Source organism: Saccharothrix syringae (assembly GCF_009498035.1).
Lineage (GTDB): Bacteria > Actinomycetota > Actinomycetes > Mycobacteriales > Pseudonocardiaceae > Actinosynnema > Actinosynnema syringae.
This window is the reverse complement of the sequence record NZ_CP034550.1, coordinates 9,518,827-9,533,058: the sequence shown is the minus strand read 5'-3', so window position 1 is coordinate 9,533,058 and position 14,232 is coordinate 9,518,827. Positions and strand designations below refer to the sequence as shown.

Sequence of the window (14,232 nt, the reverse complement as noted above, 5' to 3'; positions counted from 1 at the left end):
TCGTCAGGTGCGCGAGCGACCATCTCAGACATGTACGACATCCGTCCCGCCGCCCACGCCGACCTGGACGCCGTGACCGCCCTCATCCTGCGGTTGCAGGCCGACGACGCCCACCACATCGGCTACCTCGGCGAGACGTTGGGCGACGTGGCCGAGGAGCTGGCCGAGTTCGAGCCCGACTGGCCCTCCTGCACCGTGGTCGCCACCGACGACTCGGGCCGGGTGTGCGGCGCGCTCAGCGTCGAGGTCGACGCCGAGCTGCGCCGCGCGTTCCTGCACGGCCCGTTCGTGGACGTGCCGGTGAACCACCCGGCGGGCAGCCGGATCTGGGACCAGACCGCCGACGCGCTCTACGCCGCCGCGCTGCCGCTGTTCGGTGACGTGGCGGACCGCGAGTTGCTCGGCCACACCGGGCACCGGCGGCTCGCCGCGTTCGCCGAGCGGCACGGCTTCTCCGCCGCGCGACCGTGCGGCATCCACACGCTGGCCGGCGACGGGCTGCGCAACCTGCTGCTGCGCGAGGCGAGCTGCCCGCGCACCGGCCCGGCCCGGGAGATGCGCGTGCTGCCGACCGACCCGGCCGTGCACGAGGCCGTGCGGGTGCTGCACGACCGGTGCTTCCCCCGCACCCACCTCTCCGGCCGCACCCTGGTCGACGGCCGCAAGGGTTACACCGTCGTCGTGGCCATGGACGGGGACCGGGTGCTCGGCTACGCGTCGGGCAAAGCCGATCCGGGCGAGTACTACGTCGACTTCGTCGCGGTGGAGCCGGACGTGCGCGGCAACGGCGTGGGCGCGGCCCTGGTGACCGAGCTGGTGTGGAAGCTGGCCGAGCGGGCCGGGGCCCGCCCCCAGGCCGCCGCCGCGATCCTGGCGGGCAACCGGTCGTCCCAGCGCCTGTTCGAGCGCCTGGGCTTCCGGCTGCACCTGGAGCTGGTGGCCTACCGCGTCGGCAGGGCGGCCTGAACCGGCTCGTCCGCCCGGTGCCGCAACGACAGCAACCCGCCCACGACCAGCGTGATCAGCACACCCAGCGGCGTGTACCAGGGGTAGGCGAGCGAGACGACCTTGTTGGCAGGCGCCGCCGCCGCGAAGTCGATCGCCAGGCGCGCGTCGGGCCCGACGAACTTGACGCCGAGGATCACGAACGCCATCACCGCCACGGTCACCGCGAACGCCACGACCGCGTCGACCTGCCTGGCCCGCCGGAACAGCAGCCCGAGCAGGAACGCGCCCAGCAGCGCGCCGTAGGTGAACCCCGAGATCGACAGGCCCTGCTCGACGATCGGGTTGCCGCGCCGGGTCAGCGTCGCGAACAGCCCGGCGAACGCGACCAGCAGGCCCGCCCACACCACGGTCCACGCGCGGCCGTGCCGGAACACCTCCTCCTCGCTCATCGGGCGCCGCCGCACGCGCTGCACCACGTCGGTCACCGTCGAGGACGCCAGCGCGCCCAGCGACGACGACAGCGCGGCCGCGAGGATGCCCGCGATCACGAAGCCGGACAGCCCGGACGGCAGCTCGTTGACGATGAAGTGCGCGAACAGCTCGTCGTTGTTGTTCAGGCCGAGGTCCTTGACCGGCGCGGCGGCCCGGTAGAACGCCCACAGCATCACGCCGATCAGCAGGAACAGCGCGAACTGCAGGAACACCACCACGCCGCTGGTGATCAGCGCCTTCTGCGCCGCGCGGACGTCCCTGGTGGCCATCAGCCGCTGCACGATCAGCTGGTCCGCGCCGTGCGAGGCCATGGACAGCACCGCGCCGCCGACGAACGCGGTGACCACGGCGTAGGGCGAGGTGAGGGGGTTGGCGCCGAAGTCGAGGACCTGGAACTTGCCCGCGTCCGCGGCGGCGGAGAACCAGCCGTCGGGCAGCCGGCCGCCCAGCACCGCGATCACCGCGGCCGCGCCGACGACGTACCAGAGCATCTGGATGGCGTCGACCCACACCACGGCCCGCACGCCGCCGAGGAAGCTGTAGACCACCATCGCCGCGCCCAGCACCGCCACGATCGCCCAGTACGAGGCGTCCACGCCGTACGCGGCGAGCACCACCTTGACCGGGATGGCGGTGGCGAACAGCCGCAGGCCGTCGGCCAGCAGCCGGGTCACCAGGAAGGTCACCGAGGCGGTGCCCTGCACGCCCGGCCCGAACCGCTCGCCCAGGTAGCCGTAGGCGGTGACCAGCTCGCCCGCGACGTACTTGGGCAGCAGCACGAACGAGACCACCACGCGCCCGATCAGGTAGCCGATCGCCAGCGACAGGAACGTCATCGTGCCCAGGTAGCCGACGGTCGGCACGCTCAGCACGGTCAGCGTCGACGTCTCCGCCGACACCACCGACACGCACACCACCCACCACGGGATGCGGCGCTCGCTGACGAAGTAGTCCGCGGCCGACCGCTGCCTGCCGGCGATCCACACCCCCAGCAGCGGCATGCCGACCAGGAACAGCCCGATGATGCCGACGTCAAGTGCGCGCACGGGGTCCTCCATCCCAGAGCCGCTGGTGGCGGCCGATCTCCAGCCCGCGAACTGCGGTGATCGCGGGGTCGGGCAGGCGCAGCGGGTAGCGGCCGGGGGTGATCGACCCGAGCGGCCGCGGTCCGGCGGCGCCGGTGGCGGACGGCACGTTGGCCGGCAGGCCGTGCCACGTCAGGAAGCCGAGCAGGGCGGCGAGGTACGCCTCCTTGGCCTCGGCGGGCAGGCCGAACTCGTCGCTGGCGCGCAGGTCGACGCGCCGCCGCAGCGACTCCACCAGCACCGGGTTGCGCATCCCGCCGCCCGAGCCGATGACGGTGCCCTCGCACTCGGCGGCCACGGTGAGCGCGGTCAGCTCGGTGAGGGTGGCCAGGAAGTCCTCGGCCCGGATCGTCCTGCCCTCGGTGACCCGGTCCAGGTAGGCGCGGTTGAAGTGCTCCTTGCCGGTGGACTTGGGCGCGGGCAGCGCGTAGTACGGGTCGGCGAGCAGGCGGTCGAGCAGGTCGGGGTCCACGCGCCCGCGCCGGGCGAACTCGCCATCGGTGTCCCGGGTGCGGCGCCCGCCGGTCAGCACGGTCATCGCCACGTCCATCAGCGCGTTGCCGGGCCCGGTGTCGTAGGCGATCACCACACCTCCGGGCGAGACCTTGGTGACGTTGGCGATCCCGCCCAGGTTCAGCGCGGTCGCCGGGCCGTCGAACCCGGCCAGCCACAGCGCGTCCAGGGTGCTCGCCAGCGGGGCGCCGTGCCCGCCCGCGGCGACGTCGCGCGCCCGCAGGTCGGACACCACGGGCAGGCCGGTGGCTTCGGCTATCCACGCGGGTTGGCCCAGTTGGAGGGTGCCCAGGCAGCGGCCGCCCTCGACCCGGTGGTGCACGGTCTGGCCCAGCGTGGCGACCAGGTCGCCCCGGTACTGCCGGGCCACGTCGGCGAACAGCTGCCCCAGGCCGGTGTCGAGCGCGCACAGGTCCGCGGCGCTGGTGGGGGGTTCGCGCAGGTGGTCCGGGAACGGGTGCTCGGCGTGCTCGACCGGTTCCAGGTGGACGGTGGGGCCGTCCAGGGCCAGTTCGGCCACGGCCACGTCGACGGCGTCCATCGACGTGCCGGAGATCAGTCCGATCACCCTCACATCCTGTGGTCTATTGCACAGCCGCACGGGCGCGCAAGGGCGTTGGTGGGGGAGTTGCCGGATGCCCCGGTTCCCGGTCGATCAGCGACATCGGCGGGGCGTGCGAGGATTGGCCGGTGACCACCACGACCCTGATCTGGATCATCGTCGTCGTCGCGGCACTGCTCGTGGTCGCCCTGGTGACGGGCGTCGTGCTGTCCCGGCGTCGGCGCATCAGCCTCACCGAGCCCGAGCCGGACAAGCCCGCCAAGGGCTACCGGGCGGGTGGCGCGATCACGTTCAACGCGCCCACCGCGCCGCCGGTGGTCGAGCGACCCGAACCCGAGGTCGTGGAGCGCCCCGGGCCGGCTTCGGGCGCCTCACCGGCCAAGCCGGTCACGCCCCCGGAGCCCGTCGCGCCCGAACCCGTCGCGCCGGAGCCCGTCGCGCCGCCGGTGTCGACCGCGCCGCCGGAGCCCGTCGAGCACCCGGTGGCCGACCGCACCGAGGTCGACGGCCAGCCGGGCGTCGGCGACGACGCGGCCGTGCCGCGCGACTCGGTCAAGCGCGGGTTCGTCGAGGTCGACCTGCCCGAGCAGGCGTCCGAGATCGACGAGATCGAGCCCACCGAGGGCCGGCTGGAGCGGCTGCGCGGGCGGCTGTCGCGGTCGCGGTCCACGTTCGGCCAGGGCCTGCTCGGCCTGCTCGGCGCGGGCGACCTGGACGAGGACTCGTGGACCGACGTCGAGGACACGCTGCTCATGGCCGACCTCGGCGCGGCCGTCACCGACCAGGTGGTGGGCGCGCTGCGCGCGCAGATCGCCGCGCGGGGCGTGCGGACGTCCGACGACGCGCGGGCGCTGCTGCGCGACGTGCTGGTGGGCGTCCTGCACCCGGAGATGGACCGCTCGGTCCACGCGCTGCCGCACTCGGGCAAGCCCGCCGTGGTGCTGGTGGTCGGCGTGAACGGCGTCGGCAAGACCACGACGACCGGCAAGCTGGCGCGCGTGCTGGTGGCGGACGGGCGGACCGTGCTGCTGGGCGCCGCGGACACCTTCCGCGCCGCCGCGGCCGACCAGTTGGAGACGTGGGGTTCGCGCGTGGGCGCGTCGACCGTGCGCGGCGCCGAGGGCGCGGACCCGGCCTCGGTGGCGTTCGAGGCGGTCAAGCGGGGCGTCGAGGCGGGCGTGGACACCGTGCTCGTGGACACCGCGGGCCGCCTGCACACCAAGACCGGGCTGATGGACGAGCTGGGCAAGGTCAAGCGGGTGGTGGAGAAGCAGGCGGCGGTGGACGAGGTGCTGCTGGTGCTCGACGCCACCACCGGCCAGAACGGCCTCACCCAGGCGCGGGTGTTCGCCGAGGTCGTCGACGTGACCGGCATCGTGCTGACCAAGCTGGACGGCACCGCCAAGGGCGGCATCGTCTTCCAGGTGCAGCGCGAGCTGGGCGTCCCGGTCAAGCTGGTCGGCCTGGGCGAGGGCGCCGACCACCTGGCCCCCTTCGAACCGAGGGCCTTCGTGGACGCCCTCCTGGACTAGCCCCGCGAGTCGAACCCCCAGACCCCTCGTGTCGAACCTCCAAGACCCCCGAGTTCCACGTTCACGCGCGACCAGGTCGACGCGAATGTGGAATTCGGGGGTCCTGACGGTTCGACACGAGGGTGCTGGAGGTTCGACTCGCGGGGTCAGGGGGTGAAGAAGGTTTTGGCTTCGGCCAGGGCGGTGGTGTCGTTGAGGACGTCGCCGGGGCGGTTGCCGACGCCGACGAGGGCGCCCGACCAGGTCATCTTCAGGTAGCGCGCGCCGCGGCGGAGCATGTCCAGCAGGGCGGCGGCCTGCTCCGGCTCATCGGCCAGCGCGGTGATCGCCCACAGGCGCTTGGTCGCCATCGCGTCCATGAAGCCGGGCACGCGCTCCCAGTTCGACCAGTTGTCCAGGTAGCGCTTGGTGGACGAGGACACGCTGTACCAGTAGGTCGGCGAGGCGATCACGATGTCCGTCGCCTCCAGCGTGGCGTCGAGCAGCAGCTTCTCGGTGCCCCGCGGGTGCCGCTCGACCTCCTCCGGGTACCGGAGGTCGCGGAACGGCTCCTGCGGCACGTCCCCCAGCCACAGCCACCGCTGCTCGACGTCGTCGCCCAGCTGCTCGGCGGCCAACCGCGCGAGCCGCTCGGTGTTGCCGTCACGACGGGCGCTGCCCAGCACGAACAGGAACTTGCGCTCACTCATCGAAATCCCCCGAGAGTTGTGTGCATGTACGTGCATGTAACTCCCGTGGCGGAGCTCCGTCAAGCGCGTCCCGCCTGGAGGGACAGCTCCTCGGCGACCGCCAGCACGTCGGGCAGCATGCGCGCCACCGCCTCCTGGGTCAGCCGGCTGTCCGGCCCGGACACCGACACCGCCGCCGGCGCCGGCCCGCCGCGCAGCGGCACCGCCACGCACCGCACGCCCAGCTCCTGCTCGCTCTCGTCCAGCGCGTAGCCCTGCTCGACGACCCGGTCCAGCGACGCCAGCAGCTCCTCCGCGTCGGTGATCGTGTTCGGCGTGTACGCGGGCAGGCCGGTCCGCCCCAGCAGCGCCCGCGCCTCGTCCCGGGGCAGCTGCGCGAGCATCGCCTTGCCCACGCCCGTGCCGTGCGGCAGCACCCGGCGGCCCACCTCGGTGAACATCCGCATCGAGTGCCGCGACGGCACCTGCGCCACGTACACCACCTCGTCGCCGTCCAGCACGGCCAGGTTCGCGGTCTCGCCGACCCGGTCCACCAGCCGCGCCAGGAACGGCCGCGCCCACGTGCCGAACTGCCGCGACGCGGTCTCGCCGAGCCGGATGAGCCGCGAGCCGAGGGTGTAGCGCCGGTTGCTGTTCTGCCGCACGTACCCCAGCCCGACCAGGGTGCGGATCAGCCGGTGGATCGTCGGCAGCGGCAGCCCGGACGCGGCCGCCAGCTCGGACAGGCTCGCCTCGCCGCCCGCGTCGGCCAGCCGTTCCAGCAGGTCGAAGGCGCGTTGCAGCGACTGGACGCCGCCGCTGGACTCCCGGGCCACGGACACCACTCCTTGATTGCCGTTCCGCCTGGCGAAAACTATAGTCCGCGAAGTAGAAACCGAGTTGAATCGAGGTGGACCCCCATGTCCGGTGTTCGCGTCCTCGGCGGTGAGGTGGAGCGAGGCGACGAGGTCCTCACCCCCGACGCGCTGGAGTTCGTGGCCGGCCTGCACCGCGACTTCGCCGCCACCCGCGACGAGCTGCTGGCCCGCCGCCGGGAGCGCCGCCCGCTCGGCTTCCTCGACGAGACCCGGCACGTGCGCGAGGGCGACTGGCGCGTCGCGGAGGCGCCGGAGCCGCTGCGCGACCGCCGCGTGGAGATCACCGGCCCGACCGAGCGCAAGATGACCGTCAACGCGCTCAACTCCGGCGCGCGGGTGTGGCTGGCCGACCTGGAGGACGCCAACACGCCGCACTGGCACAACGTCGTCTCCGGCCAGGTCAACCTCTACGACGCCGCCCGCGGCACCATCGCGTTCACCTCGCCCGAGGGCAGGCACTACGCCCTGCGCGACGACGTGCACCGGCCCGCGATCGTGGTCCGGCCGCGCGGCTGGCACCTGCCCGAGCGGCACCTGGAGGTCGACGGCAGGCCCGCCGTCGGCGCCCTGGTCGACTTCGGCCTGCACTTCTTCCACAACGCGGCGCTCGGCCGCCCGTACTACTACCTGCCCAAGATGGAGGGCCACCTCGAAGCCCGGCTCTGGAACGACGTGTTCACCGCCGCCCAGGAACGGCTCGGCGTCCCGCACGGCACGATCCGCGCCACCGTGCTCATCGAGACCATCCCCGCCGCGTTCGAGATGGAGGAGATCCTCCACGAACTGCGCGACCACGCCTCCGGCCTGAACGCGGGCCGCTGGGACTACCTGTTCAGCATCATCAAGTACTTCCGCGACGCCGGCCCGGACGCCGTGCTGCCCGACCGCAACAGCATCACCATGACCGCGCCGTTCATGCGCGCCTACACCGAACTGCTGGTGCGCACCTGCCACAAGCGCGGCGCGTTCGCCATCGGCGGCATGGCCGCGTTCATCCCGAACCGCCGCGACCCGGAGGTCACCGCGCGGGCGCTGGAGAAGGTGCGCGCGGACAAGTCCCGGGAGGCGGGCGACGGGTTCGACGGCTCCTGGGTCGCGCACCCCGACCTGGTGCCCGTGTGCCGCGAGGTCTTCGACGCCCGGCTGGGCGACCGGCCCAACCAGCTCGACGTGCTGCGGCCCGAGGTGTCCGTGACCGCCGACCAGCTGCTCGCGTTCTCCTCGGCCGGGGGCGCCGCGACCCGCGCCGGCCTGGAGTCCGCCGTGGACGTCGGCGTGCGCTACCTGATGTCGTGGCTGGGCGGCAACGGCGCGGCGGCCATCCACAACCTGATGGAGGACGCCGCCACCGCCGAGATCTCCCGCTCCCAGCTTTGGCAGTGGGTGCACAACGACGTGGTGCTCGACGACGGCACGCCGGTCACCGCCGAGCTGGTGCGCACCGTGCTGGCCGAAGTGCGGCGGGGCCTGGCGGGCGAGCACGTGGGCACCGCGGTGGAGCTGTTCGAGCGGGTTGCGCTGTCCGACGACTTCGTCGACTTCCTGACCCTGCCCGCCTACGAGCGGATCGCCTGACGTGCCCCGCACCTCCCTGGACCCGGCGGCGGTGCGGGCGCTCACCGCGCGGCTGGCCGACGCGGTGACGCGGTGGCCGGTCGGCCGCCAGCCCGTGCACACCTGCTACGTCCCCGCCGACCGGGTCACCGCCTCGACCGTGCGCGACTGGGGCGGGGGCGCGCTCGCGGCGCTCGACGCGCACCCCGACCTGGTGGGCCTGCTCGGCGTGCCGGAGGGGGTGCCGGCGCGGGTGCGGGCCAAGCTGGCCGCCGAACCGGTGGAGGACCTGCGGGTCGACTTCGAGGACGGCTACGGCACCCGCGCCGACGACGAGGAGGACGCCGACGCCGAGCGCACCGCGCTGGTGCTGCGGGACTGGCTGGCGGCGGGCACCGCGCCGGCGCGCTTCGGGCTCCGGATCAAGTCGTTCGACACCGCCGCCCTGCGCGAGCGCGGCATCCGCACCCTGGACGTGTTCCTCACCGCGCTCGGCGGCGCGCCCGAGGGGCTGGTGATCACCTTCCCCAAGGTCACCTCGGTGGCGCAGGTCGAGGTGTTCGGCGAGGTGCTGGACCTGTTCGGGCTGCCGCTGCGCTTCGAGGTCCAGGTCGAGACGACGCGGTCGGTGGTGGACCCCGAGGGCAGGCTGGCCCTGCCGCGGTTCATCGAGGCGGGCCGGGGCCGGGTCAGCGGCCTGCACTTCGGCACCTACGACTACACGGCGGGCTGCGGCCTGGGCGCGGCGCACCAGCACCTGGCGCACGGCGCGTGCGACTTCGCGCGCCACGTCATGCAGGTCTCCGCGGCGGGCACGGGCGTCGAGCTGTCCGACGGCTCGACCAACGCGCTGCCGGTCGGCGACCGGGTCGAAGAGGCGTGGCGCACCCACTACGGCCTGGTCCGGCGGTCGTTGGCACACGGCTTCTACCAGGGCTGGGACCTGCACCCGGCGCAGCTCGTGACCAGGTACGCGGCCGTGCACGCGTTCCACCTGGAGGGGGTGGAGGCCGACGCGGCGCGGCTGCGGGCGTACGTCGAGCGCGCCGGCGGCGCCGTGCTGGACGAACCCGCCACCGCCCAGGCCCTGTCGTCGTCCTTCCTGCGGGCCCTGGACTGCGGCGCGCTCGACGCCGACGAGGTCCGCCGGGCCACCGGTCTCGACGTCGACGGCCTGCTGGCGCTGTCCCGCCGGGCACCGGCCCGTCGCCGGATGGGGTGATCCTGGGTTCTCATCGGGCCGACCCGCGCGCGAGCGGTCATCGTGGGGGGCATGACCATGCGGGCCGGGTTGTGGACCGGACTGCCCGACCTGGAGCGGGCGGAGTTCCGGTACCAGGTGGTGGCGTGCGCGGCGGACGTCGACCTGCTCATCGGCGCCCTGGCGCGGCCCGAGTGCAACGACGGGATGCTGGAGCACTTCGGCCGCGAGGTCGACGACGAGGGCGAGAGCGACCACAACCTGGTGCTGGCCGTGCGCGGCCCGTGGGGCTACCTGAACTACGTCGACGACGAGTTCAGCGGCTGGCCCAAGGGCGACCCGGACGCGCCGTTCGTGGACGAGCCGTACACGGACTTCCCGCCGGGCGTGGGCGTGCCGCTGCCCACGTTCCGCGCGATGCTGCTGGAGTTCCTGGCCACGGCGCGGCGCCCGACCACCGTGGAGTGGTACGAGGAGTCGGACCTGTTCCACTCCTGGCGCCTCCAGCGGATGGCGCGCTACGAGCGGTGAGACCCGGTCAGAACATCGGCAGCGAGTACCAGGCGGACCCGGCGTCCTCGGCGTCGTCGCGCAGCACGGAGCCCTCGATGAGCCCGTACGGCCGGTCGGCGGCGTAGAACACCTCGTTGTGGTTCTCCAGGCCGAACGGGGACAGGTCCACGGCGAAGTGGTGCTTGTTCGGCATGGACAGCCGGACCTCGGCCACCTCGGGCCTGGCCAGCAGCACCGCCTCGCCCATCGCGTAGAGGGTCTGCTGGAGCGAGAGGCTGTGCCTGGTCGCGAACGTGGTCAGCAGCAGCCCCCGGATCGCGGTGTGCGAGGCGGCCCAGTCGATCCCGCCGCCCTGGTAGCGCCAGCGCGCGGTGACCGAGGTGGCCAGGACGCGGTCGTCGGTCTCCCGCAGCGTGGTGTACTCGTCGCGCGGGAAGCCGTGGAACTCCGAGCCGGTGGACTTGAGCACCACCAGGTCGCGCACGCCCGACACCACCCACGCCCGGTCGCCCTCGACGGTCACGGCGGTGGTCCGCTTCTCCGCGCCACCCGCCACGAACGAGTGACCATTGCCCTCGATCCGCTGCCACGGGTGCTCGTCGACCAGGACGCGCGCCCCGCTGATGGCCTCCTGGGAGGACACGAAGTGCCGGCCGAGCCGCAGCGCGAAGTCCTCGATCTCGCCGACCGGCGCCTGCTTGGCGAAGGCGTGCACGGTGTTCTTCTGCGTGTCGGTGGCGAGCACCTTGCTGTTGTCGCCGGTGAGGTGCGTGTCCGCGAGGTCGCCGCGCAGCGACGTGCTGACCGTGAGGTCCCTGATGGTGTGGGTGGAACCGTCGCGCGACACCACGACGAGGCGGTTCTCCGCCTTCCCGTACTGGTTGGGCCCCAGGACGATGGCCATCGTCAGCTCCCTCGGTAGGTGGTGTAGGCGAACGGGCTCAGCAGGACCGGCACGTGCAGGTGGCCGCCGGTGGCCCGGAAGGCGACCACGACCTCCGGGTAGAACGGCGTGTCGACCTCGAACACGAGCCGGTGCGCGCCGGGCGCCAGCTCCCCGGCGAAGCGCAGCCGCCCGTCGTCGTCGGTGCGGCCGGCGGCCAGCACCTCGCCGTCGCGCTCCAGCCGCACGGGCACGCCGACGCGCGGCCGGCCCGCCTCGGCGTCGAGCACGTGGGTGGACAGCGTCGACGTGCTCAGCTCCAGCGCCTTCCCCAGCCGCAGCACCGCGATCTTGACCAGCTCGCGGTGCACCACGCGCAGCTCGGCGTCCGGCGGGTTGGCCATCCGGGCGGTGAGGTCGGCCAGCACCCGCGCACCGCTCAACCCCGTGGCGCACACCAGGTAGACGTGCCCGAAGCGCTCCTCGTAGGCGGCGTTCGCGGCGGCCAGGCGCTCGGACCCGGTGACGCCGGACTGCTCGTCGGCGGACCACCGCGCGCCCACCCCGCCGCCCTCGGCGCGCTCGCCGATGCGCGGGTGCCCGGCGATGGCGGCGCGGACCTCGTCGTCGGTCAGGTCGGCGGCGGCCCGCTCGGCGGCGGCGAACAGCGCGCCCACGTCGGCGTACGGGCGGCCGGCCAGCACCGCGTCGGCCCAGCGGGGCACCGCGAGGCAGGTCAGGAGCAGGGGGCGGAGCTCGTCCGGCGGTGCGGTGTTGAAGGCGGGCAGATCGGGCACGGGAGCTCCCTTTTCTGTATCGCGGAATCGCCTTTCCGCCCTGGGGGACGTTATGTCCGCCCTCCGGGCGTGTCAACGGCCGGGAGATCCCGGCCGCCGTCGGCAAGGTCATGGTGGTCCACGGCTGCTCCGGCACCAGGGACGCCGAGCCGAGCCGGGCCGCGGTCCGCGAGAGCGAACCGCCGCCCGAAACAATCCCGGAACTCCCGGGTGGTCGCGTCGCGGTGGGCCGGCCGGCAAGGTGACCTCCATGGACCTGGTGGTACGCGCCGCGCGGGTGATCACCCCCGACGGCGAGCGCGCGGCCGACGTCGGCGTGGCGGACGGGCGCGTCGTCGCGGTGGCCGACCGCCTCGACGCCCCCGCCGTGGTCGAGCTGGCGCCGGACGAGGTCCTGCTGCCCGGCCTGGTGGACACCCACGTCCACGTCAACGACCCGGGGCGCAGCGAGTGGGAGGGCTTCGCCACGGCCACCCGGGCGGCGGCGGCCGGCGGCGTGACCACGATCGTGGACATGCCGCTCAACAGCGTGCCGCCGACCACGACGGTGGCCGCGCTGGAGGTCAAGCGGGCGGCGGCGCGCGGCCGGGTCCACGTGGACGTCGGCTTCTGGGGCGGCATCGTGCCGACCAACGCCGACGACCTCGGCCCGCTGCACGACGCGGGCGTGTTCGGCTTCAAGTGCTTCCTGGTCCACTCGGGCGTGGACGAGTTCCCGCACGTCACCGAGGACGAGCTGGGCCGGGCGCTGACCGCGCTGCGGCCGCTCGGCGCGCTGACCGTCGTGCACGCCGAGCACCCGCACGAGGTCGGCGAGGCGGGTCCGGGCTACCGGGGGTTCCTGGACTCCCGGCCGCACCGGGCGGAGTCGCGCGCGGTCGGCGCGGTGGTGGACCTGGCCGCCGCGACGGGCGCCCGGCTGCACGTGCTGCACCTGTCCAGCGCCGAGGCGGTGGCGCACGTCGCGGGGGCGAGGCGGCGCGGGTTGGCGGTCACCGCCGAGACGTGCCCGCACTACCTGGTGTTCGTGGCCGAGGAGATCGCCGACGGCGCGACGGAGTTCAAGTGCTGCCCGCCGATCCGCGACGCGGCCAACCGCGAGCGGTTGTGGCGGGCGCTGGGGGAGGGCGTGGTCGACCTGGTGGTCACCGACCACTCGCCGTGCACGCCGGACCTCAAGCAGGGCGACTTCGCCACCGCGTGGGGCGGCATCGCGAGCCTGCAGCTGGGGCTGCCCGCGGTGTGGACCCACGCCCGCCGGCGGGGGTACGGGCTGACCGACGTGGTGCGGTGGATGGCCACCAACCCGGCCGACCTGGTGGGCCTGACCACCAAGGGCCGCATCGCGCCCGGCGCGGACGCCGACTTCGCGGTGTTCGCCCCGGACGAGGCGTTCGTGGTGGACCGCGCCGCGCTGCACCACCGCAACCCGGTCACCCCGTACCACGGCCGCCCGCTGTCCGGCGTGGTGCGGGGGACGTGGCTGCGCGGGCGGCCGGTCGGCGACCGGCCGCGCGGGAGGCTGCTGACCAGGGGAGGGGGCGCGTGAGCGGGGCACCCGGCTGGACCCTGCTGCCCGACCTGGCCTGCCGGGCCGTCGGCGGGAGCGTGGTGTGGGCCAACGACGAGCTGTTCGCCGAGCGGGAGAACCTGATCAAGAGGGCCGCGCCGGAGTTCCGCGCCTACACGTTCGGCCACAAGGGCCAGGTCTACGACGGCTGGGAGACGCGCCGCCGCCGCGAGCCGGGCGTGGACCACGCGGTGGTGCGCCTGGGCCTGCCCGGCGTCGTCCGGGGCGTGGTCGTCGACACCGCGTTCTTCACCGGCAACCACCCGCCGTTCGCCTCGGTGGAGGCGATCGCCGCCGAGGGCTACCCGGGCCCGGAGGAGCTGACCGGCTGGGAGACCCTGGTGCCCAGGTCGCCCCTCGGCGGGGACCGGCAGCACCACTTCGACGTCCCCTCGGCACGCCGCTGGACCCACGTGCGCCTGACCATCGACCCCGACGGCGGCGTGGCGCGGCTGCGCGTGCACGGCGAACCGGTGCCCGACCCGGCGCTGCTGGTCCCGGGGGCGCTGGACCTGGCCGCGCTGGAGAACGGTGCGTCGGTCACCGCGTGCAGCAACATGTTCTACGGCTCGCCGGCCAACCTGATCGCGCCCGGCCAGGCGACCGTGATGGGCGAGGGCTGGGAGACCGCGCGCCGCCGCGACGACGGCAACGACTGGGTGGAGGTCGCGCTCGCCGCGCCCGGCGTGGTCCACCTGGCCGAGTTGGACACCACCCACTTCAAGGGCAACGCGCCGGGCTGGGCGTCGGTGCGCGGCCGGCGCGGCGACGGCGGGTGGGTCGACCTGCTGCCCCGGACCCGGCTCCAGCCCGACACCCGCCACCGGTTCCGCGTCGACCACGGCGGCGAGGTCACCCACGCGCGGCTGGACATCTTCCCCGACGGCGGGATGGCGCGCCTGCGGCTGTTCGGCGCCTTGACGCCGGCGGGCCTGGACGTCCTCACCCGGCGCTACCAGGCCGTTGCCCGGGACGTGTGAAAGTTGTCAGCCCCCAGGCTGATCCCGCGTCCGACTTGAGACGGTTGCGGGTCCCA

The 14,232-nt window shown here is 73.9% G+C and carries 13 protein-coding genes and 1 pseudogene; 7 read left to right on the top strand and 7 right to left on the bottom strand.

Translation table 11 applies throughout. The features are described 5' to 3' along the window. Positions 1-30: 30 nt before the first annotated feature. Positions 31-966: a GNAT family N-acetyltransferase gene (locus tag EKG83_RS40035; protein WP_051765945.1), complete on the top strand. Its 936-nt coding sequence runs from the start codon at positions 31-33 to the stop codon at positions 964-966. Here EKG83_RS40035 and EKG83_RS40030 read toward each other — a convergent pair. Then, complete coding sequence (locus EKG83_RS40030; RefSeq protein WP_033431611.1) at positions 942-2,486, bottom strand: sodium:solute symporter; 1,545 nt, start codon at positions 2,484-2,486, stop codon at positions 942-944. The two genes, EKG83_RS40035 and EKG83_RS40030, sit on opposite strands and share 25 nt — an antisense overlap. Further along, positions 2,473-3,612, bottom strand: a complete 1,140-nt coding sequence (locus tag EKG83_RS40025) for an anhydro-N-acetylmuramic acid kinase (protein ID WP_033431477.1) — start codon at positions 3,610-3,612, stop codon at positions 2,473-2,475. The genes EKG83_RS40030 and EKG83_RS40025 overlap by 14 nt, the downstream gene beginning before the upstream one ends. A 116-nt stretch (positions 3,613-3,728) precedes the next feature. Between EKG83_RS40025 and ftsY the strand changes: the two genes are divergently transcribed. Beyond that, positions 3,729-5,132: a signal recognition particle-docking protein FtsY gene (ftsY, locus tag EKG83_RS40020; RefSeq protein ID WP_033431476.1), complete on the top strand. Its 1,404-nt coding sequence runs from the start codon at positions 3,729-3,731 to the stop codon at positions 5,130-5,132. Between the two features lie 146 nt (positions 5,133-5,278). On the opposite strand, the gene EKG83_RS40015 is transcribed toward ftsY, so the two are convergent. Both EKG83_RS40015 and EKG83_RS40010 read right to left on the bottom strand, forming a co-directional pair. Next, positions 5,279-5,821, bottom strand: coding sequence for a flavodoxin family protein (locus EKG83_RS40015; protein ID WP_033431475.1), 543 nt, complete (start codon positions 5,819-5,821; stop codon positions 5,279-5,281). Positions 5,822-5,880: 59 nt separating this feature from the next. After that, on the bottom strand, positions 5,881-6,636 hold the full coding sequence (locus tag EKG83_RS40010; protein ID WP_033431610.1) for an IclR family transcriptional regulator: 756 nt from the start codon (positions 6,634-6,636) through the stop codon (positions 5,881-5,883). An 84-nt stretch (positions 6,637-6,720) separates the two neighbouring features. Here EKG83_RS40010 and aceB point away from each other — a divergent pair, with 84 nt between their 5' ends. The 3 genes from aceB to EKG83_RS39995 are packed head-to-tail and all read left to right on the top strand — an operon-like array spanning position 6,721 to position 9,964. Continuing rightward, positions 6,721-8,253 carry a malate synthase A gene (aceB, locus tag EKG83_RS40005; protein ID WP_033431474.1) on the top strand — a complete coding sequence of 511 codons (1,533 nt, stop codon included), beginning with the start codon at positions 6,721-6,723 and terminating at the stop codon, positions 8,251-8,253. Position 8,254: 1 nt separating this feature from the next. Beyond that, positions 8,255-9,454: a DUF6986 family protein gene (locus tag EKG83_RS40000; RefSeq protein ID WP_033431473.1), complete on the top strand. Its 1,200-nt coding sequence runs from the start codon at positions 8,255-8,257 to the stop codon at positions 9,452-9,454. A gap of 51 nt (positions 9,455-9,505) precedes the next feature. Continuing rightward, positions 9,506-9,964, top strand: a complete 459-nt coding sequence (locus tag EKG83_RS39995; RefSeq protein ID WP_051765944.1) for an Imm1 family immunity protein — start codon at positions 9,506-9,508, stop codon at positions 9,962-9,964. Between the two features lie 7 nt (positions 9,965-9,971). On the opposite strand, the gene pucL is transcribed toward EKG83_RS39995, so the two are convergent. The 3 genes and pseudogenes from pucL to uraD form a co-directional block, all read right to left on the bottom strand. Beyond that, positions 9,972-10,850, bottom strand: a complete 879-nt coding sequence (gene pucL / locus EKG83_RS39990) for a factor-independent urate hydroxylase (protein ID WP_033431472.1) — start codon at positions 10,848-10,850, stop codon at positions 9,972-9,974. A gap of 2 nt (positions 10,851-10,852) precedes the next feature. Further along, a complete protein-coding gene (locus EKG83_RS48755) occupies positions 10,853-11,131 on the bottom strand; it encodes a hydroxyisourate hydrolase (RefSeq protein ID WP_228122984.1) in 279 nt (92 codons plus the stop codon). Between the two features lie 18 nt (positions 11,132-11,149). Beyond that, positions 11,150-11,626, bottom strand: a pseudogene (gene uraD, locus EKG83_RS48750) (2-oxo-4-hydroxy-4-carboxy-5-ureidoimidazoline decarboxylase); the annotation flags it as partial. 250 nt (positions 11,627-11,876) lie between these two features. Between uraD and allB the strand changes: the two are divergent. Beyond that, entirely contained in the window at positions 11,877-13,175 is a 1,299-nt protein-coding gene (gene allB / locus EKG83_RS39980; protein WP_033431471.1) for an allantoinase AllB, read from the top strand. After that, positions 13,172-14,176 carry an allantoicase gene (gene alc, locus EKG83_RS39975; protein WP_033431470.1) on the top strand — a complete coding sequence of 335 codons (1,005 nt, stop codon included), beginning with the start codon at positions 13,172-13,174 and terminating at the stop codon, positions 14,174-14,176. Before allB ends, alc begins: the two co-directional genes overlap by 4 nt. Positions 14,177-14,232: the final 56 nt, after the last annotated feature.